15 protein-coding genes and 1 tRNA gene are annotated in these 20,176 nt (G+C 69.9%); 6 read left to right on the top strand and 10 right to left on the bottom strand.

Going from position 1 to position 20,176, the window contains the following annotated elements:
- Positions 1-1,100 precede the first annotated feature (1,100 nt).
- The gene (gene rpsA, locus ABD332_RS19855) at positions 1,101-2,699 is read right to left on the bottom strand and encodes a 30S ribosomal protein S1 (RefSeq protein ID WP_425552253.1); all 1,599 of its coding nucleotides are present in this window, start codon (positions 2,697-2,699) and stop codon (positions 1,101-1,103) included.
- Between the two features lie 162 nt (positions 2,700-2,861).
- On the opposite strand from rpsA, the gene ABD332_RS19850 reads away from it, so the two are divergent.
- Entirely contained in the window at positions 2,862-3,671 is an 810-nt protein-coding gene (locus ABD332_RS19850; RefSeq protein WP_344503469.1) for a class I SAM-dependent methyltransferase, read from the top strand.
- A gap of 598 nt (positions 3,672-4,269) precedes the next feature.
- On the opposite strand, the gene polA is transcribed toward ABD332_RS19850, so the two are convergent.
- Positions 4,270-6,963, bottom strand: coding sequence for a DNA polymerase I (gene polA, locus ABD332_RS19845; protein WP_344503468.1), 2,694 nt, complete (start codon positions 6,961-6,963; stop codon positions 4,270-4,272).
- Between the two features lie 235 nt (positions 6,964-7,198).
- On the opposite strand from polA, the gene ABD332_RS19840 reads away from it, so the two are divergent.
- Complete coding sequence (locus ABD332_RS19840; RefSeq protein ID WP_344503467.1) at positions 7,199-8,455, top strand: ABC transporter substrate-binding protein; 1,257 nt, start codon at positions 7,199-7,201, stop codon at positions 8,453-8,455.
- Between the two features lie 124 nt (positions 8,456-8,579).
- Here the strand turns inward: ABD332_RS19840 and ABD332_RS19835 are convergent, their stop codons facing one another.
- The 5 genes from ABD332_RS19835 to ABD332_RS19815 all read right to left on the bottom strand — a co-directional run bounded on the left by ABD332_RS19835 (position 8,580) and on the right by ABD332_RS19815 (position 13,430).
- Positions 8,580-9,380, bottom strand: coding sequence for an ABC transporter ATP-binding protein (locus ABD332_RS19835; protein ID WP_344503466.1), 801 nt, complete (start codon positions 9,378-9,380; stop codon positions 8,580-8,582).
- Positions 9,377-10,366: an ABC transporter ATP-binding protein gene (locus ABD332_RS19830; protein ID WP_344503465.1), complete on the bottom strand. Its 990-nt coding sequence runs from the start codon at positions 10,364-10,366 to the stop codon at positions 9,377-9,379. Before ABD332_RS19830 ends, ABD332_RS19835 begins: the two co-directional genes overlap by 4 nt.
- Positions 10,356-11,351 (bottom strand): branched-chain amino acid ABC transporter permease, encoded by a 996-nt coding sequence (locus ABD332_RS19825; RefSeq protein WP_344503464.1) that lies wholly within the window; start codon positions 11,349-11,351, stop codon positions 10,356-10,358. Before ABD332_RS19825 ends, ABD332_RS19830 begins: the two co-directional genes overlap by 11 nt.
- A 10-nt stretch (positions 11,352-11,361) precedes the next feature.
- Positions 11,362-12,648 carry a branched-chain amino acid ABC transporter permease gene (locus ABD332_RS19820; RefSeq protein ID WP_344503647.1) on the bottom strand — a complete coding sequence of 429 codons (1,287 nt, stop codon included), beginning with the start codon at positions 12,646-12,648 and terminating at the stop codon, positions 11,362-11,364.
- A 170-nt stretch (positions 12,649-12,818) separates the two neighbouring features.
- On the bottom strand, positions 12,819-13,430 hold the full coding sequence (locus ABD332_RS19815) for an ANTAR domain-containing response regulator (protein ID WP_344503463.1): 612 nt from the start codon (positions 13,428-13,430) through the stop codon (positions 12,819-12,821).
- Positions 13,431-13,513: 83 nt separating this feature from the next.
- On the opposite strand from ABD332_RS19815, the gene ABD332_RS19810 reads away from it, so the two are divergent.
- Positions 13,514-13,587, top strand: a tRNA-Leu gene (locus tag ABD332_RS19810).
- Positions 13,588-13,596: 9 nt separating this feature from the next.
- On the opposite strand, the gene ABD332_RS19805 is transcribed toward ABD332_RS19810, so the two are convergent.
- Together ABD332_RS19805 and ABD332_RS19800 are read right to left on the bottom strand one after the other, a co-directional pair.
- Positions 13,597-14,418 carry a spermidine synthase gene (locus tag ABD332_RS19805; RefSeq protein ID WP_344503462.1) on the bottom strand — a complete coding sequence of 274 codons (822 nt, stop codon included), beginning with the start codon at positions 14,416-14,418 and terminating at the stop codon, positions 13,597-13,599.
- Positions 14,419-14,958 (bottom strand): hypothetical protein, encoded by a 540-nt coding sequence (locus ABD332_RS19800; RefSeq protein ID WP_344503461.1) that lies wholly within the window; start codon positions 14,956-14,958, stop codon positions 14,419-14,421. It abuts the gene before it with no gap.
- A gap of 125 nt (positions 14,959-15,083) precedes the next feature.
- Between ABD332_RS19800 and ABD332_RS19795 the strand changes: the two genes are divergently transcribed.
- From ABD332_RS19795 to ABD332_RS19785, 3 genes are all read left to right on the top strand, one after another.
- Entirely contained in the window at positions 15,084-16,352 is a 1,269-nt protein-coding gene (locus ABD332_RS19795) for a sensor domain-containing phosphodiesterase (RefSeq protein ID WP_344503460.1), read from the top strand.
- Positions 16,353-16,358: 6 nt separating this feature from the next.
- Positions 16,359-17,219, top strand: coding sequence for a hypothetical protein (locus tag ABD332_RS19790; protein WP_344503459.1), 861 nt, complete (start codon positions 16,359-16,361; stop codon positions 17,217-17,219).
- A 66-nt stretch (positions 17,220-17,285) separates the two neighbouring features.
- Positions 17,286-19,334 carry a hypothetical protein gene (locus ABD332_RS19785; protein ID WP_344503458.1) on the top strand — a complete coding sequence of 683 codons (2,049 nt, stop codon included), beginning with the start codon at positions 17,286-17,288 and terminating at the stop codon, positions 19,332-19,334.
- A 4-nt stretch (positions 19,335-19,338) separates the two neighbouring features.
- Here ABD332_RS19785 and ABD332_RS19780 read toward each other — a convergent pair whose 3' ends face one another.
- Complete coding sequence (locus ABD332_RS19780; RefSeq protein ID WP_344503457.1) at positions 19,339-20,151, bottom strand: hypothetical protein; 813 nt, start codon at positions 20,149-20,151, stop codon at positions 19,339-19,341.
- Positions 20,152-20,176: the final 25 nt, after the last annotated feature.

Below are 20,176 nucleotides of genomic sequence, written 5' to 3'. Positions count from 1 at the left end.
GCCGTCTTCGGCGGGCATCACTTCGCGCCTACCGAAGCCAGCCACCTAGCGCCCTCGGCAGGCAGGCAGCACATCCACACCTACCGAACCGCCGCACAGCACCACCTCCGGCCGCACGCGGGCAACGCCCCACACCCACCCACCATCGTCGGCAGGCAGCACTTCGCGCCTACCGGAGACGCCACCCACCCGGGCGCGGACCCAGTTGCCACCAACGGCGGCTGCATGCGGGCAGCGCTCGACGCCACCGAGAGCGCCGTCCGTCTGCCGCCACCCATCGCGCCCGTCGGCCGCAACCCCGCCCTGCCGTCAACGACCGGCACGGAGCTTCCACCGCTGTCTCCGGCTGCAGCTCCACTCCCACCGCAGGCGCTGCCCACCCAGGCGTGGACCTGCCCGTCGCCATCGCCGGCTGCACGCGGGCAGCACAGGGCGGGTTGGCGGTATTGCCCCCCGACTCCGCCCTCACAAGGATCCAGCTTCGTCGTTCAGTGCTGCCACACCGCCGGTGGTCTCAGAACCAGCGCAAGTCCCTCGAATGGTTAAACCTCGCCCTCGCCGGCGGCTGTGGATCCGAGACATCCGGGGTGATCACCGTCTGGGACGATGCGCCGCCACCCCGACTCACGACTCCACACAGACGTCGATCAATGCCATAATTTGCACCTTTTACGCCATAGATATTTCGCTATCCACCTACAAAATGATCTCTGAAAATGTGGGCGGATCGCGCAGCGTCGATGCGAGCCGACGCGCCAGCGGGTGCCCCCGCGATGACTGCAAGACCAGCGACGGCGTGGATGCACCAGGTGGCGCTCTCGTGCGCTGACCAGGTGAGGACGGCGGCTGGGGAACATCACCGCGACCGCGGCGCGGGCGGCACTCACGCCACCGTGGACGCGCAGGTGAAGTCCGTACGTGGCACGGCCGAAGCGCGCCCGAAATGCGCCACGCCCACGCACAAGGCGGGGCCGAACAAAGGCCTCCCGGAGCCGACCGTGTGGTCCGCGGACAGCGCCGCGCCTGGTGGGAACGGCGGGAACGGGAGAGGCCCCGTAGCCGAATCCGGCTACGGGGCCCCTCCTATGTTCTGCGAGCCGTCAGCTCTTGCCGCCGGCCAGCTTCTCGCGCAGGGCCGCGAGGGCCTCGTCCGTCGCGAGGGTGCCTGCCGGCTCCTCCGGGGCGCGAGCCGCCGTCGGGGTCGACGAGGTGACCGGGCCGCTGCTCGTCGCGCCGGCCGCGGCAGTGGCGGCGGGCTCGGCGGCGTCGGCCTGGCGGGCCGTCTGCACCTGCTTGGTGTGGGCCTCCCAGCGCTGGCGGGCCTCAGCGTACTGCTGCTCCCACGCCTCGCGCTGCTTCTCGAAGCCGGCCATCCACTCGGCGGTCTCCGGGTCGAAGCCCTCCGGGTAGATGTAGTTGCCCTGCTCGTCGTACGTGGCCGACATGCCGTAGAGGGTCGGGTCGAAGTGCTCCTCGCCCTCGACGAAGCCCTCGTTGGCCTGCTTGAGCGACAGCGAGATCCGGCGACGCTCGAGGTCGATGTCGATGACCTTGACCATGACGTCGGAGCCGACCTGCACGACCTGCTCCGGGATCTCCACGTGGCGCTCGGCCAGCTCGGAGATGTGCACCAGGCCCTCGATGCCGTCGTCGACGCGGACGAACGCACCGAACGGAACGAGCTTGGTGACCTTGCCCGGGACGATCTGCTGGATCGCGTGGGTGCGCGCGAACTGGCGCCACGGGTCTTCCTGGGTCGCCTTCAGCGACAGGGAGACGCGCTCACGGTCCAGGTCGACGTCGAGCACCTCGACCTCGACCTCCTGGCCGACCTCGACAACCTCGGACGGGTGGTCGATGTGCTTCCAGGACAGCTCGGACACGTGCACCAGGCCGTCGACGCCACCGAGGTCGACGAACGCACCGAAGTTGACGATCGAGGACACGACGCCCTTGCGGACCTGGCCCTTCTGCAGCTTGTGCAGGAACTCGGTGCGCACCTCGGACTGGGTCTGCTCGAGGTAGGCCCGGCGGGACAGGACCACGTTGTTGCGGTTCTTGTCCAGCTCGATGATCTTCGCCTCGAGCTCGCGCCCCACGTACGGCTGCAGGTCGCGGACCCGGCGCATCTCGACCAGGGACGCCGGCAGGAAGCCACGGAGCCCGATGTCGAGGATGAGACCACCCTTGACCACCTCGATGACGGAGCCGCGAACGATCCCGTCGTCTTCCTTGATCTTCTCGATCGTGCCCCACGCCCGCTCGTACTGCGCGCGCTTCTTCGAGAGGATCAGACGCCCTTCCTTGTCCTCCTTCTGAAGGACCAGGGCTTCGATGTGGTCACCGACCGACACGACCTCAGCAGGGTCGACATCATGCTTGATCGACAACTCGCGCGAGGGGATGACACCCTCGGTCTTGTAGCCGATGTCGAGCAGGACCTCGTCCCGGTCGACCTTGACGACGGTGCCTTCGACGATGTCGCCGTCGTTGAAGTACTTGATGGTCTCGTCGATCGCGGCGAGGAACGCCTCATCGGACGCGAGTTCGTCGACGACCTTGTTGCTGCTGGCGCTCGAGGTGGCCTCGATGCTGCTCGTCATGTGGGTTGTTGCTCCGGTCGGTGGGTGACTTCGGTGGACCTGCGCTCCCGCGGACCATCGTCGGGGCACAACCCGCCTGTCGCAGTGCAGGATCAGTGCATTGGAAGCTCAGGATGTGTCAGACGATCGTGAGCCTGCTCCATGCCGAGGCGCACAACCCACGAGTGCACCGATCAGCCTACCCTGCGCAATACCACATGGTCCAACCCTCCCCCAGACCCGATCCGCCGACTTTTGCGGGGCCTACCGTTGCAGTCCATGGAAACGTCACCAGACGCAGGCGTCACACGACGCGCAGTGAACCCAGCCGAGAGCCGCCGCGCGAGCCGGGGCTGGTGGGACGCTGACGCCGACGCCTACCAGGCCGAACACGGCGCGTTCCTCGGTGACGCCGACTTCGTCTGGTGCCCGGAAGGCCTGCGCGAGGCCGACGCCCGGCTGCTCGGCGACGTCACCGGCAAGGACGTCCTGGAGATCGGCTGCGGCGCGGCATCGTGCTCGCGCTGGCTGCACACCCAGGACGCGCGGGTCATCGCCAGCGACCTGTCGGCCGGCATGCTGCGGCACGCCGCCGCCGGAAACACCCGATCGGGTGTAAAAGTGCCGCTCCTGCAGGCAGACGCCACGGCCCTGCCGTTCGCCGAAGGCGTATTCGACATCGTGTGCACCGCGTTCGGCGCCGTGCCGTTCGTCGCCGACTCCGGTCGCGTCATGCGGGAGGTGTACCGCGTGCTGCGCCCCGGTGGCCGCTGGGCCTTCTCGATCACCCATCCGATGCGGTGGGTGTTCCTGGACGACCCGGGCGAGGGCGGCCTGGTCGCGGTGCACTCCTACTTCGACCGCCGCGCCTACGTCGAGGAGGACGAGGCACACGTCCCGACGTACGTCGAGCAGCACCGCACCCTCGGCGACCGCATCCGCGAGCTCGTCACGGCCGGCTTCGTCCTCAACGACCTCATCGAGCCCGAGTGGCCAGACGACCACAAGGGCACGTGGGGCCAGTGGAGCCCCCTGCGCGGCAAGATCTTCCCCGGCACCGCCATCTTCATCGCCACCAAGCCGACCTGACCGCGCCTCGGCCGCGCCACCGCGCCAGCAGTCCGCGAGTCGGTCCAACCCCACAAAATGCTGATATTTCCGGTTTAGCGGGCGCGGAGCGCCTGATAAACCGGAAAGAAAGGTCCCACGCGAGCGCAAGCGCCGTGGAACCGGAAGAGAGGACCCTTCGAAATCGGCGTAAGACGGGTATTCGGAGGAAGAGGGCGCCGAGCGGTCCACCGTACGGGCGAAGGCGGCGAGCGGAACGACGGAGGGCGCACGTGGACCGCGATCCGCCCGTTGGTGGAACGTGGAAAGTCGAGGAGGTAGGGCGACCGACCGCCTCGTCGTCCACGGGGCGTGGAGGAGCCGGGCGTTGACCGGCCCGGCCATACCGAGCCGCTCAGCGACCGAACAGCCAAGTCGAGCCGTCAGTCCAGCAGCCGAGCTGAGCCGTCGAGCCAGGCAGCCGGCCAAAGCCGCCGAACCGGAGGCACGCGAGCAGGCGAGCACGACGGCGGAGCGTCCCGGCGGCTCGGTGCCGGTGTCGGCCCGTGGACGGGGCGACACCGGCGGTGCGAGACGACGCGATCAGAGGTCAGCGGGACAGCGGTCAGTGGACGGTGGATCAGTGGTCGGCGGCGTTCCAGTCGCGGCCTGAGCCGACCGAGACGCCCAGCGGGACGTCCAAGGGGTAGGCCTCGCCCATCTGCTGGCGGACGAGGGCCTCGACGGCGTCGTGCTCGCCTGGGGCGACCTCGAACACCAGCTCGTCGTGGACCTGCAGGAGCATGCGGGACCGCAGGCCGGCCTCGCGCAGGGCTGCGTCCACGTGGAGCATGGCGACCTTGATGATGTCGGCGGCGGAGCCCTGGATGGGGGCGTTGAGGGCCATGCGCTCGGCCATCTCGCGCCGCTGGCGGTTGTCGCTGTTGAGGTCGGGCAGGTAGCGGCGGCGGCCGAGGACGGTCTCGGTGTAGCCGTCGCGGCGGGCCTGGACGACGATCTGGCGCAGGTAGTCGCGGACGCCGCCGAACGTGGCGAAATACTCCTCCATGAGGACCGTGGCCTCGGCGGGGGTGATGCCGAGCTGCGAGGCGAGACCGTAGGAGGACAGGCCGTAGGCGAGGCCGTAGTTCATGGCCTTGATCTTGCGGCGCTGGTCGGGGACGACCTCGTCGGCGGGGATCGAGAAGACCGACGAGGCGGTCGCGGCGTGGAAGTCGAAGCCCGAGTTGAAGGCCTCGATCAACGCCTCGTCCTTCGACAGGTGGGCCATGATCCGCATCTCGATCTGGCTGTAGTCGGCGGTGAGGAGGGACTCGAAGCCTTCGCCGACGATGAAGGCGCGGCGGATCTGCCGGCCGTCCTCGGTGCGGATGGGGATGTTCTGCAGGTTGGGGTCGGTGCTGGAGAGCCGGCCGGTGGCCGCGACGGTCTGGTAGTAGGTGGTGTGGATGCGGCCGTCGTCGCTGACCGACTTGAGCAGGCCGTCGACGGTGGTCTTGAGCTTGGCCCAGTCGCGGTGGCTCAGCAGGTGCGCCAGCAGCGGGTGCTCGGTCTGCTTGTGCAGATTCTGCAGCGCCTCGGCGTCGGTGGTGTAGCCGGTCTTGATGCGCTTGGTCTTCGGCAGGCCGAGCTCGTTGAACAGGATCTCCTGCAGCTGCTTGGGCGAGCCGAGGTTGAACTCCCGGCCGATCACCTCATAGGCGCCCTGCGCCGCGGCCTTGACGTTGCTGGCGAACTTCGACTCCAGCTCGCTGAGATAGTCGGTGTCGGCGGCGATGCCGACCCGCTCCATCTCCGCGAGCACGGTGACCAGCGGCAGCTCGACCTCGGCGAGCAGGCGGGCGGAGGAGTCGCCGTCGCGCCGCAGCTCCTCGGCGATCGCGTCGGCGAGGTCGAGGGTGGCGCGGGCGCGGAGCATCAGATTCTCCTCCGCCTCTCCCGTGTTGCCACCCAGGCCGTCCAGGGCGAGCTGGCCGGTGTCGGGGGCGTCGACCCGCAGCTCGCGCTTGAGGTAGCGCAGCGCCAGGTCGTTGAGGTCGTAGGAGCGCTGGTCGGGGCGGGCCAGATAGGCCTCGAGCGCGGTGTCGCTGGCGACGCCCTCGAGCGCCCAGCCGCGGGCGCCGAACGCGAGCCGGGCCGGCTTCACGTCGTGCAGCACCTTGAGCCGGTCGGCGGCGGCGAGCCACTCCCCCACGGCCGCGTCGTCGGCGGCGTCGAGCTCGGTCGGGTCGAACCAGGCGGCCGGGCCGCCGGCGACGGCGAGGCCGATGCCGGTGACCTCGCCGGTGCCGCGGCCGAACTTGCCGGCGACGGCGACGCCGACGCGGGTGCCGGCCGGCGCGTGCTCGGTGAGCCAGGCGCCGACGCCCTCGCGCAGGACCGTGCCGGACAGGTCGAAACCGCTCTCCGCCTCGGGCTCCACGGCGTCGAGATACTGGTAGAGCCGGTCGCGCAGGATACGGAACTCCAGGGCGTCGAAGACCTGGTGGACGGCCTCTCGGTCCCAGCCGCGCCAGTGCAGCTCGTCGGGGGTGATCGGCAGCTCGAGGTCGTCGACGAGCCCGTTGAGCTCATAGTTGCGCATGACGTCGGCGAGGTGGGCGCGCACATTCTCGCCGGCCTTGCCCTTGATCTCGTCGACCCGGGCGATGATCCCGTCGAGGTCGCCGAACTGCAGGATCCACTTGGCGGCGGTCTTGTCGCCGACGCCGGGGACGCCGGGGAGGTTGTCGCTGTCCTCGCCGACGAGCGCCGCCTTCGCCCGGTAGAGCGACGGCGGGATGCCATAGCGCTCCTCGACCTTGGCCGGCGTCATGCGGTCCATCTCGGAGACGCCGCGCTTGAGATAGAGCACCGTCACGAGGCCGGTGACCAGCTGGAACGCGTCGCGGTCGCCGGTGATGATCGAGGTGGGGATGCCCTGCGCGGCGGCCTCCCGGGCGAGGGTGGCGATCACGTCGTCGGCCTCGTAACCCGGCTTCTCGATGAAGGGGATCCGCAACGCGTTGAGGACCTCCTTGATCAGGTCGAGCTGGCCGGAGAACTCCGGCCGGGTCGTCGAGCGGTTGGCCTTGTATTCCGCATACTTCTCCAGGCGGAAGGTCTGGCGCGACACATCGAAGGCGACCGCCACATGCGTGGGCTTCTCGTCCCGCAACATGTTGATCAGCATCGACGTGAAGCCGAAGACGGCGTTGGTCACCTGCCCCGTCTTCGTGGAGAAGTTCTCCGCGGGGAGGGCGAAGAACGCCCGGTAGGCGAGGGAGTGCCCGTCGAGCAGCAGGAGCCTGGTGTCCTCTGTTGAACCCGTCACATCCTTGAGCCTAGTCGGGGGGTATGACAGTTCCCCGCGGAGACCCCGCGCCGTGACGCGACAAACCGATTCCCGCGACGGTTGCGAACAGGAAGATTACGACTGCGCAACTTCCTGGGGCGTGTTGCCCCGAAGGCCTAGTGCCAGCACCCGAGTTTCATTAGGTTCTGCCCCTATCAGCGTCTTGGCATCTAGGCGCAACCACGCCTACCGCGCTGTAAAAAGGAGACAGGTGATGATCCGCCCCAACCTCGCATGGCGCTCGGTCGCCGTGCTGAGCGCTGCCGTCCTGGCACTCAGTGCATGTGGTGACGATGCAGATAAGCCCAGCACCGGCGCAACCACCGGCGGTGCCGCCCCTGGCGACGGCGTTCTGAAGATCGGCACCATCCTGCCGCAGACCGGCTCGCTGGCGTTCCTCGGCCCCCCGGAGTTCGCGGGCGTCGACGTCGCGATCAAGGAGATCAACGCCAACGGTGGCGTCCTGGGCAAGCCCGTCACGATCCAGCACATGGACTCGGGCGACACCTCCACGGACATCGCCACCCAGTCGGTCAACAAGCTGCTCACGGACAAGACCGACGTCATCATCGGTGCCGCCTCGTCGTCCGTCTCGCTGTCCGTGATCGACAAGATCACCGGCGCGGGCGTGGTCCAGATCTCGCCGGCCAACACGTCGACGGCGCTGACCACTTACAACGACAAGGGTCTCTACTTCCGGACCGCCCCGCCGGACACGCTGCAGGGCCGCGTCCTCGGTGACCTGATCGTCCAGGACGGCAACGCCACCACCGGCATGCTGGTCCTCAACGACTCCTACGGCACCGGCCTCGCCGAGAACGCCAAGGCGGAGATCGAGAGCGGCGGCGGCAAGGTCGCCGTGTCGGTGACCTACGACCCGAAGGCCGCGGACTTCTCGGCCGACGTCGCGAAGATCAAGGCTGCCAACCCGGACGCCATCGCCATCATCGGCTTCGACGAGACCAAGAAGATCGTCCCCAAGCTGATCGAGGCCGGTCTCAAGACCAAGAAGTGGTACTTCGTGGACGGCAACATCGCCGACTACTCGAAGGACTTCGCCCCCGGCACGCTGAAGGGCTACAAGGGCACCCAGCCCGGCGCCGCGACCAAGGACGACTTCAAGAAGCGCGCCCTTGAGATCAACAAGGACCTGAAGGACTGGAACTACGCCGTCGAGTCCTACGACGCCACCATCCTCGCGGCCCTCGCGGCCCTCGAGGCCGGCAGCGACAACCCGGCCGAGATCGCGAAGCACCTGATCACCGTCTCCAAGGGCGGCGAGAAGTGCACGGACTTCAAGTCCTGCGCGGACCTGATCAAGCAGAAGAAGGACATCGACTACGACGGCCTGAGCGGCCCGATCTCCTTCAACGACGCCGGCGACCCGGCCGAGGCCACCATCGGTGTCTACACCTACGACGAGAACAACAAGCTCACGTCGGACGTGAAGTACCAGAACGGCAAGATCTGATCTGAATAGGCAAAAGGGCCCCACCGCGGAAGCGGTGGGGCCCTTTTCCATAGGTGCACCACACAAAGAAATCCCGCGCCTGCCGAAGAACAAACGGCAGGCGCGGGAATCCAAAAACGATGGTTCAGGCGCGAGCGAGCGTACCCAGGTACAACTCGATCACCCGCGGGTCGTTGATCAGATCCTGACCGGACGCCGTGTAGGCATTGCGGCCCTGATCGAGGACGTATCCCCGGTCGCAGATCTGCAGGCAACGGCGGGCGTTCTGCTCGACCATCACGACCGTCACGCCGGTCGAGTTGATCTGCTTGGTCCGGAAGAACACCTCGTCCTGCAGCGCCGGCGAGAGGCCCGCTGAGGGCTCGTCCAGCAGCAGCACGGTCGGCTCCATCATGAGCGCGCGGGCCATGGCGACCATCTGCCGCTCACCGCCCGACATGAGCCCGGCCCGCTGCTTGCGCCGCTCGGCCAGGGTCGGGAAGAGCTGGGTCACGAAGTCGAAGCGCTCCTTGTACCGCTTCGGCTTCAGGAACGTGCCCATCTGCAGGTTCTCTTCGATGGTGAGCGCGGCGAAGACGTTGTTGTTCTGAGGGACGAAGCCGATGCCCCGCTCCACCAGCGCGTGCGCCTTCAGGTTGGTGATGTTCTCCCCGCGCAGGGTGACTGCCCCCGAGCGGATATTGACCAGGCCGAACATGGCTTTCAGGAGGGTCGACTTGCCGGCGCCGTTGGGGCCGATGATGCCCACCAGCTCGCCGTCGTGCACGTACAGGTCAGCGCCGTTGAGGATGTTGACGCCGGGCAGGTAGCCCGCGACGACGTCGTCGGCCCGCAGGACCGCCCCGTCGGCGTGTGCCAGGTGGTCGCCGCGGTCGACGATCTCGTTGCTGGCGACCGGGGCGTCGTCCTCGATCGGAACGGTCATGCCGGTCCCCCCTTCGGGTCTTCTTCAGGAGCAGCAGAAAGCTCGTCGACGGCGCCGATCAGGGTCACCTCGCCGTCGGATTCGTCCAGCGTAGAGGCGTCCACCTCCTCGCCGCCGACGGTCTTGACCGCGCCGTCGTGGTGCGCGCCCAGGTAGGCGTCGATCACGCGCGGGTCGGCCATGACCTTGTCCGGGGTGCCCTCGGCGATGACGCCGCCCTGCCCCATGACGATGATCCAGTCGCTGATGTCGTGGACCATGTCCATGTCGTGCTCGACGAAGAGCACGGTCATGCCGTCCTCACGCAGCTGCTTGACGTGGCCGAGCAGCGACTGCGTCAGCGCCGGGTTGACCCCGGCCATCGGCTCGTCGAGCATGACCATCTCCGGCTGCACCATGAGCGCCCGGGCCATCTCCAGGAGCTTGCGCTGGCCGCCGGAGAGGCTGCCGGCGAAGTCGTCCTTCTTGGCGATGAGCTTGAACCGGGTGAGCAGGTCCTCGGCGCGGGCGGTGACCTCGGCTTCCTGCTGTTTCCAGGTGCCGGGCAGCAGCGCGCGCCAGAAGCTCTCGCCGCGCTGCCCGGTGGCGCCGAGCCGCATGTTGTCGATGACCTTGAGCTTGGACAGGGCCTTCGTGAGCTGGAAGGTGCGGACCATACCGGCCCGCGCGACCTTGTGCGCCGCCACGCCGGACAGCGACTTGCCGTTGAACGTCCACGAGCCCTCGTCGGGCGCGTCGAAGCCGGTGAGCAGGTTGAAGAAGGTCGTCTTGCCGGCACCGTTGGGGCCGATGAGGGCCGTGATCGAGCCGCGCTGGATCTCGACGTGCTTCACGTCGACGGCGGTGAGGCCGCCGAAGCGGCGCACCACGTTGTCGGCGACGAGGATCGGGTCCGGTTTCGGGACGCCGGGCTCGCACGGCAGGCCGGCCAGGGCCTGCACGGCTCGCGCCCGAGCGGCCCGGTCGGGCTTGTTCTCAACGTCCATCGAGCATGACCTCCCTCTTGTCGCCGAAGATGCCCTGCGGCCGGTAGATCAGCAGCAGGATGAGGCCGAGACCGACCAGGATGTACCGGACGGAGCCGGCCTGCGAGGTGGTCATGAACCACTCCGGGAAGACCTTGTTGTTGGAGGCCTCGCTCAGGGCCGAGTCGATGAAGACCAGCAGGACCCAGAAGATCATCGAGCCGACGACCGGGCCGAAGACCCGGGCCGCGCCGCCGAGGATCACGATGGTGTACGCGAAGAACGTGAACTCCGTGCCGTACGTGTCCGGCTGGACCGCCGCCCGGTCGAGGGCGAAGACGAAACCGCCGAGGGCGCCGATGACGCCGCCGAGGACCAGCGACTGCATCTTGTACGAGAAGACGTTCTTGCCGAGGCTGCGCACGGCGTCCTCGTCCTCCCGGATGGCCTTGAGCACGCGGCCCCACGGGCTGCTCATGAGCAGCCAGACCACGAGGCAGCTGAGCAGCACCAGGGTCCAGCCGACGACCAGGATCCACAGCTCACGGTCGGTGAACGTGATGAGTCCGAGGTCGATGCCCTTGCCGCCGGCGAACGGGTTGAGCGCGTAGAAGTCCTGCGAGAAGCTCTGCAGGCCGTCGGAGGCGCCCGTCCACTTGCGCAGGTCGGTGGCGCGGTAGAAGAGCCGGATGATCTCGGCCGCGGCGATCGTGACGATGGCCAGATAGTCCGCGCGCAGTCGCAGCGTCGGGATACCGAGCAGCAGCGCGAGGACCACCGCCGCGAGCAGGCCGACGAGGACGCCGAGCCACAGCGGCAGCCCGAAGGTCGCCACCGTGATCGCGATGCCGTAGGCGCCGACGCCGAGGAAGGCGGACTGGCCGAAGTTGAGCAGGCCAGTGTAGCCGAAGTGGACGTTGAGTCCGATGGCCGCGAGGGCGTAGGCAATAGCGGTGGAACCGATGATCGCTTCCAACGACACGCTGAAGATGCTTTCCCAGTTCATCGTCGTCCCCTCAGCCGATCCGGGCCCGGCGGCCGAGGATGCCCTGCGGCCGGAAGAGCAGGATCACGATCAGCACCCCGAGGGCGCCCACAGACTTCAGCTCGGTCGGGATCCACAGCGTGGAGAGCTGGATGAACAACCCGATGACGAGGCTGCCGAGCAGCGCGCCCCAGGCCGTGCCGAAGCCACCGAGGGTCACCGCGGCGAAGATGAGCAGGAGGATCTGGAAGCCCATCTGGAAGCCCACGCCCTGGAAGGCGCCCAGGATCACGCCGCTGAGCGCGGCGAGGCCGCCGCCGATCGTCCACACGAGGCGGATGATGCGGTCGACGTTGATGCCGGACGCGGCGGCCAGGGCCGGGTTGTCGGCGACGGCGCGGGTGGCCTTGCCGAGCCGGGTGCCGACCAGCGCGAAGGACACCGCGGCGAGGACGACGAGGGCGATGCCGTCGGCGATCAGGTTCTTCGGCGCGATCAGGAAGGGTCCGTACTGCACGCCCGCCTGGGCGTTGTAGTCGGCGAAGTTGCGCGACTCACCGCCGAAGAAGTACAGGAAGACGTACCTGATCAGCAGCGACAGGCCGATCGAGATGATCATCATGGTGACCAGGTTGGTGCGGCGCTTGCGCAGCCAGCCCCAGAACGCGCGGTCCTGGAAGTAGCCCAGGGCGGCGCCGATGGCCACCGAGATGATGCCGGACAGCACCAGCGGCATCCCGATCGTCACGTTGAACAGGAACGTGATGAGACCACCCAGCGTGACCATCTCGCCGTGGGCGAAGTTGGTCAGACCGGTGGTGCCGAAGATCAGCGAGATGCCGAGCGCCGCCAGCGCGATGATCAGCGCGAAGTGCAGGCCGGAGTACAGCAGGTCGGCGACGCGGTCGAACGACGACGACCCCTCGGTCTTGGTGCCGGGCTGGTTGTTGCCACTGCCGCCGGTCGTGCCGGCCGCGCCGAGCGGGAACAGCACGTTGCGCAGCTGCCCGTCCGCCACGGTGACGGTGGGCAGCACGGGCCGGTTGTTGGTGAGCCCGACCCCGGAGGGCAGCGACGCTACATCGAGTTCCACCTTGTAGGTGCCCGGACCGGTTACGGGAATACTCCACTTGCCCTGCTCGTCGGATGTGGCCTCACCGGCGGGCGCGCCGTCCTGGGTAGACGCCTTGATCTTGACACCGGCGACCGGAGCGCCGTTGTTGGTCAACGTCCCCTGCAGTGCTTCCCCTTCGGCCCACGCGCTTGTGGCGCCTAGACCGAAGGAGAGCATCACGCAGGCCAGGAAGGCCGTGAGCATGATCACGGCTCTACGCAATGGTGCTCCTCGAATAACAGATGGCAGCAATCGTCCCGACCCTCGGGACTGGCGGATCATAGCCCGCCCCAGAAGCCGATTGCGGTCCGTTACCAAGCCGTTATTCGACCCTGAGCACTACCTGCGCAGACACGCCCTGCGCAGGTAAAAGGTCAGGACTCAGGGGTTACCGTGCTGTTACCGGTGGCGGTTTCCGCGATGATCCGATCCGCCACTTCGCGCATGGTCATTCGATGATCCATCGCGGTGCGCTGAATCCATTTGAACGCCTGCGGCTCGTTCATCGAGTAGGTCGCCATGAGCTGACCCTTGGCGCGCTCGACGACCTTGCGGGTCTCGAGCCGGTCGGTCAGCGTGGCGACCTCCTGCTCGAGCACGGCCAGCTCGGCGAACCGCGACACGGCGATCTCCACCGCCGGCACCAGGTCGCTCTTCTGGAACGGCTTCACCAGGTAGGCCATCGCGCCGGCGGCGCGAGCGCGCTCGACCAGGTCCCGCTGGCTGAACGCGGTGAGGATGACGACCGGCGCGAGGCGCGCGCCGGCGATCTTCTCCGCGGCGGCCAGCCCGTCCATGATCGGCATCTTGATGTCCATGATGACCAGGTCGGGCTTGAGCTCCTCGGCGAGGCGGACGGCCGTCTCGCCGTCGCCGGCCTCGCCGACCACGTCGTAGCCCTCCTCGACGAGCATCTCCCGGAGGTCGAGACGGATGAGCGCCTCGTCTTCCGCGATGAGCACCCGACGGCTCTGTGCCTCGGCCACGCGCAACTCCCGATCCGATCCGACACGACTGACGGCGATTACCGCCGCGATCAGACTAGTGGGTACCCTGGTGCGGCGTACCCGTCCCGGTATCCCAATCGGCAGAGGAACGGAGCTCAAACCTCCGACAGTGTGGGTTCGAATCCCACCCGGGGCACGCAAGATCTCACGCGGGCGGCAGCACGACCGGGTCCGCGCCGGCGGTCAGCAGGTCCAGTCCGGCGCCGCCGACGACCTGCGCGGGCTGCCGGTCCCGCCCGAGGATCGCGGCCAGCCGCGCGACAGGAAGCCGGTCCGCGCCGCGGGACGCCGCAAAAACGACGTTGCCGAAGCGCCGGCCCCGCAGGAGTTCCGGACGCACGAGCAGGCACACGTCGGCGAAGGCGGTGCGCAGGGTGGCCGCCTGCCCCCGGGAGAAGGTCAGGGGCGCGAGGTCCGCGACGTTGACCGCGTAGACCCCCTCGGGGCGCAGGATCCGGGCCACCTCCGCGGCGAACGTGACGTCCGACACGCTTTCCGGCATCTGCGCGGCGTCGTACACGTCGCCGATGACGAGATCGTAGGACGAATCCGGAATGTCGGACACGACCTCTCGGGCGTCCCCGAAGACGAACGAGACGCCGGTGGCGTCGGCGAGCGGCACGACCCGCTGCACGAAGTCGGCGAGCCGCCGGTCCCGCTCGACGATCACCTGCGTGGAGCCGGGGCGCGTGGCGGTGACGTAGCGCGGCATCGTGAAGGCGCCGCCGCCCAGGTGCAGCACGGTGAGGGGGCGCGCCTGCGGTGCCATCGTGTCGACGACCGCGGCGATGCGGCGGGTGTACTCGAAGCTGAGGTAGGTCGGGTCCGCGACGTCGACGTACGACTGCTGCACCTCTTCGAAGAGCAGCGTCCAGCCGCCCTTGCGGCGCGGGTCGCGCACCAGCCTGGCGTTGCCGAACTCGGTGCGCTCGCCGATCCCGTCGATGATCTCCCGCCACCCACCCATCTAGGCGGGTGCCTCGTCCACGAGCTCCACGGGCGGCCCGTCGGCATAGCGCGCGGCGAACAGCGGCTTGCCCTTGTCGACCTCCTCCGTGCCGACGATGACCACCCCGCGCACGAAGTCGGACGAGACGCTGTTGACGTGCACGCCCTGCTCGGCCCAGTAGGTGTTGTCGTCGTTGACCTGCTGGTAGCGCTTCGCCAGCTCGGCGGCGGAGAACTTCGCGTCGTGCACGAGCACGCACGACGCCGCGAACGTGCCGGTGATCCACTTGTCCAGGTCGGCGGACGGCTTGCGGTAGACCTCGACGCCGTCGTCGCCGACCCGGGCTCCGGCGAACACGGCCGCGAAGTCGGCCTCGCCCTTCGCGTCGATCTGCGAGACGACCTCCACCAGGTCCCCGGACGGCGACGCGCCGCACCCGGCGGTCTTCACGACCGCGCCCGAGCCACCCGAGCCGCCGGGCGAGGCGGACGAGGACGGAGCCGCCGACGTACAGGCCGTCAGCCCGAGCAGCAGCGCCACCACCAGTACACGTCGCATCACCGCCAACCTACCGGAGCATGCACCGGGGCGCCCGCGGCGGTAGGCAGGGCGGAGCGGGGCCCAAAGCCAGCGAAACCGGCGATTTGTCTCAGTTCTGGAGCTTCCGGGCCGAACCGAAAGACATGGACGGCACCACCCTGATCAAGAGCATCGACGACGTCATCGATGCCCGTGCCGTCACCACCGTGTTCCAGCCGATCGTGCGGCTCGACTCGTGGCGCCGCCACCGGCCCGAGGTCGTCGGCTACGAGGCGCTGACCCGCGGCCCGGCCGGCACGCCGTGGGAGGCGCCGCTGGAGCTGTTCGGCGCCGCCGGCCGGGCCGGGCGCCTCGCCGAGCTCGACTGGGTCTGCCGCGCCGCCGCGTACCGTGCCGCGATCGACGCCGGCCTGCCGCTCGGCCTCACCCTGTTCGTCAACGCCGAGCCCGCCGCGCTCGGCGTGCCGTGCCCGCCGGACCTCGCCCCGGCCATCCTCGACGCCCAGCTGCGGCTGCGGGTCGTCGTCGAGATGACCGAGCGGGCGATCGCCGACGACCCGGCGGCCCTGCTGACCGCCGCCGAGGCGTGCCGCGGCTCCGGCTGGGGCGTGGCGCTGGACGACGTCGGCGCCGAGCCCGCGTCCCTGGCGGTCATGCCGTTCGTGCACCCGGACGTGGTCAAGGTCGACCGGCACCTCACCCAGCAGCCCGAGGGGGCCTACGCCGCCCGCGTCGTCAACGCGATCGTCGCCTACGCCGAACGCACCGGCGCCGCGATCCTCGCCGAGGGGGTCGAGACCCGCGAGCACGTCGCCGCCGCGCTGGGCATGGGCGCGACGCTCGGCCAGGGCTGGCTGTTCGGCCGGCCGGGGCCGCTGCCGGAGGACGTCGCCGAGCGCAGCGCGACCCTGCCGGTGCCGTTCGTCGCGCCGCCCGCCGGGACTGGGACCAGGACTCCGTACGAGATCGTCGCCGGCCGCCGCCCGACCGCCGAGGCGACGAAGCGGATGCTCATGCCGCTGAGCCGGTACCTGGAGGAGAAGGCGCTCGACGCGGCGGAGCCGCCGATCCTGCTCGGCTGCTTCCAGGAGGCGCGGTTCCTGACCCCGCCGACCGCCCGCCGCTACGCGACCGTCGCGCGGACCGCCGCCCTGGTCTGCGCCCTCGGCACCGAGATCCCGAGCGCACCGGTGCCGGGCGTCAGGGGCGCCGCGATCGCCGGCGACGACCCGCTGCGCGGCGAGTGGAACGTGGTCGTCGTCGGGCCGCACTTCGCCGGCGCCCTCGTCGCGCGGGACCTCGCCGACGACGGACCCGACGACGACCGGCGGTTCACCTACGCCCTCACGTACGACCGCGACCTCGTGCTCGAAGCGGCCCGTGCGCTCCTGCACTGGATCGTGCCAACATAGGCGGTTATGAAGCGGGTGGCGCTGGTGGTGGTGCTCGCCCTTCTGGCCGGCTGCGGCAACGGCGGCGGCGAGAAGGAGAGCCCGGTCAAGCTGCGGATCGAGCTGACCCAGGGCCGGGTCGACGAGGTCCGGCACACGGTGCAGATCTCCATGCACAACGAGGGCCCCGCGAAGGTCACCGTCGAGCGGGTCGAGCTGCAGGCGCCCTCGTTCAAGGGGGTCGGGCCGGTCGCGGTCGACGCCCCGCTGCCCGTCGGCGGCCTGCGCGTCGACGTGCCCGTCTCCTACGGCACGGGGATCTGCCAGGGCGACGAGCTCAAGCCCCGCAGCGCCGCCTCGCATGTCGGTTTCGCCGTCCGTACCGAGGACGGCAAGCTCCACGACCTGCGGCTGCCGCTGCCCGACCCGGACCCGATGCTCGACAAGCTGCTCGCTATCGACTGCCAGCAGGCGTACCTGGACCGGCAGGTCTCGCTCACGTTCGGCCCCTGGACGCACCTGCCGAGCGGCTGGCTCAACGGCACCGTGGTGCTGAAGCGGACGGGGTACACCGGCACCGTGACGCTGCAGGAGTTCGTCGGCAGCATCCTGCTCGAAGTGCTGCCGCTGCCCGCGCGGGAGCAGACGCCGAAGCCGTACGCGGTGCTGCAGCCCGGGCAGACCGAGGTGACGGTCCCGGTCGTGGTCGACGGCGAGCGCTGCACCCCGCACGCCCTCGCCGAGATCAAGAAGCCGTACGTGTTCCCCGCCTGGCTCAGCCTCGACGGCGGCCCGCCGCTGTACACGGAGCTGAAGATCACCGATGCGGAGCGTGACGCGTTCAAGCCGGTCATCGACGCCTGCGCCGCCAACCGCACCGAGATGTAGCACAAACTTTTAAGCCAGACTTAGGCCAGTTGCGATGGGGTACGGCGGGTGCCATGCTCCAGAGCCATGTCCGAGGTCGGTGCGCGCGTCCGCGCGGCGTTACCCGCGGTCGCGCTGCTGACCCTGGCAACCGCGGCCGTCCTCGGCCTGTCCACGCTGCTCGGGATCGCCGCGGCGCCGCCGATCTGGCAGGTCGTCCTGACGCTGGTCGCGGGCCTGCTGCTGGGCGTCGCCGCCACCGACCAGGTCCGCGCCGCCCTCACTGACTGGCAGGGCGCGGCCACCGCCGAGGCTGGGTCGCACCGGCGGGGCCGCCGCGGGCCGGCTCCCGTCCAGGACCCTGACCAGCCGCTCGAGAAGCCCGCCCGGCCCCGGCCGAAGCGGCCGTCGTGGCGGCGGATCGGGATCATCGCGGCGGTCGTCGTCGTGCTCGTCGCGCTGCTGTGGGTGCCGCAGGTGCCGGTCCACGGGGTCGCCACGGCGATCCTCACGTTCGGGTTCGGCTACGCGGCGTACGTGCTGCCGGTCCTGCCGCTGCTGCTGCTCTGGCCGCTGCCGCGCCTGCCCCGGGCCACCTGGCCGTGGCAGCTGCCCCTGGTGCCGATCGTCGACCGGCGGCTGTGGACCGGCGCCGAACTGCGCGACCTGGCCGTCGCCACCGGGCACTACCTGCGCGAACGGGTCCTGACCCGCACCACCGGCATCGCCCTGGCCACGCTCGGGCTGCTGCACCTGGTCCGCGGCAACCCGAGCCTCCTGGACGGCGGCACGTCCCGCGCCGGCGGGCTCGCCGGCTGGCTGCTCGCCGAGCCACTGCGCCTGATCCTGTCCACCGGCGGCGCGATCGGCCTGCTCGGCGGGGTCCTCGTCGGCGCCGCGGCGGTCATCGCCGCGTCCGTCGGCCGCGCGTGGGGCACCGTCGCCGGCTACTCGGTGCTCGCCGTCGCGGTCCTGGTGCCGCTGGTCGGTGCGGGCGCCGGGCACTGGCTCGGCTTCGAGTACTACCTGCGCACCGAGCAGGGCAAGGTGGTCGTCGTCGCGGGCCTGTCCCCGTCGCACCGGCAGGCGGTCCACGACACCGCCGTGCCCGTGGACGGCCTGGCGCCGTCGCTGGTGGCGCTGCTCGACAAGGGGCTGCAGGTCACCGGCAACGACGACGGCGACCGGATCGCGCGGGCCCTGGCGGACCCGTCGAAGGCGGCCGCCGAGCTGTTCGTCGGCGACCAGTTCGAGCTCAAGGCCGGCGAGTGCTTCGACTGGATCGGCGGGTCGTCGCAGCTGCGCTACGTGACGCCGTGCAACGCCGCGCACATCGGCGAGGTCACGTACGTCGGGCACCTGCCGTTCCTGGAGGACCCGGGCCGCGAGGCCGTCGACGCGGCCGCGAAGGCGGTCTGCGAGCAGTCCTACGGCGCGTACCTCGGTGTCCCGTACGGCCAGTCGTTCCTGCCCCTGGACAAGCCGATGCTCCCGGCGGGCTGGACGCAGCGGCCCGTCATCGCGTGCTCCGTCACGTCGGTCGGGCCGTGGACGCTCAAGGGCACGAAGACGGTCGCCGCGCTGCAGCAGAAGGTGCCGTGGGGCGCCGCGGGCGGCTGCAAGGTCGAGGTGCCGGACGCGCTGCGGGTCACCGCGGAGCAGCCCAACATCCGCTGCGTCGCGCCCGGCCCGGAGCAGCGGCTCGCGGTGCAGGGCGCCGGCTTCACGATGGACCTGGAGTTCGCCGCGATCGGCAAGGCGGCCGGCGGCGCCAAGATCGGCGCGGCCTGCCTCGACGGCGCCGACCTGGGCAACGGCTACACCTTCGAGGTCGGCCCCGAGGGCGTCATCGAGATCTTCAAGCTGACCGGCGGGCAGCCGGCGAGGCTCGCCGCGTCGGCGAAGCCGAAGAACGCCGGCCCGCCGCCGACCGCCTCGACGCCGCTGCAGGTCACCTGCAAGCCGACCGCGGACGGCGGGATCGAGCTGACCGCCTTCTCGACCGGCAACCGCAAGGCGACCGCGGTCGACAAGACGAACCCGGTGACCCGCCTCTCCCCCAGGCTGATGCTGGCCAACGCCGGCGCCGGCGGCGTCGTCATGACCACCATGATCTTCAGCGCCACCCGCGTCTGAGGCGCTACCCGAGCGTGAGCATGACCGACGCGGAGCTGTGCGGCTTGTTCGGCCGCAGCGACGCCTCGCCGGCCGACGCGACCTCGGCGCAGATGCTGTCGTCCCACGTGAGCACGCCCCGCATCGGCAGGCACCCGACGTAGAAGCCCGGCGCCTGCTCCGTGACCGGCCAGCCCAGCGCGCGCAGCTCCGCGACGAGCTGGGCGACGATCTCCCCCGCCGGCCGGCCGTCGGTCGCCCAGAACTCGGTCGCCTGCGGGCACTCCACGATCTCACCGTCCTCCGTCTCGCAGTCGCCCCAGAACCCCATCCGGTCCAGCCCCACACCGTCGGGCAGGTCGTCGCCGTGCACCCACTGCCTGGCGTCGCCGGACGGCAGCGCCCTGCCGCCACCGCCGACGACGATGGTCCCGACGCACAGGAGCAGGGCCGCGACCCCGCCGCCGATCATGAGCAGGGTGCCCCGGGCGTCCGGCCCGGCCGCCCGGACCCGGAACGCGAAGCCGGCCGCCCAGGCGATCAGGGCGAGCAGCACGTACGGCACGAACCAGTCCGTCGCCGGCGGCTGCAGCACCCCGGCCCGCCCGGTCGACAGCAGCACGAGCGCGGGAGCGGCGACGAGCAGCGCGGCCACCGCCGGCACCCCGACCCGCCAGGTGGGCGCGATGAACACCGCGATCAGGGCGGGGACGGGCAGCGCCACCGCCTGGGTGAACCACTCGTGGCCGACCTGGGTGAACCAGGAGACCCACGCGCAGACGGCGATCACGGCGAGGACGGCGGGCACCCGCCAGCGGCGGGCGAGCAGAGCGGTCACAGCGGTGGATCATGGCACCTGGGCG

This window comes from Dactylosporangium maewongense (genome assembly GCF_039531485.1).
Lineage (GTDB): Bacteria > Actinomycetota > Actinomycetes > Mycobacteriales > Micromonosporaceae > Dactylosporangium > Dactylosporangium maewongense.
Note: the sequence above shows the minus strand (reverse complement) of the source record. Positions and strands in the feature narration are given on the sequence as shown.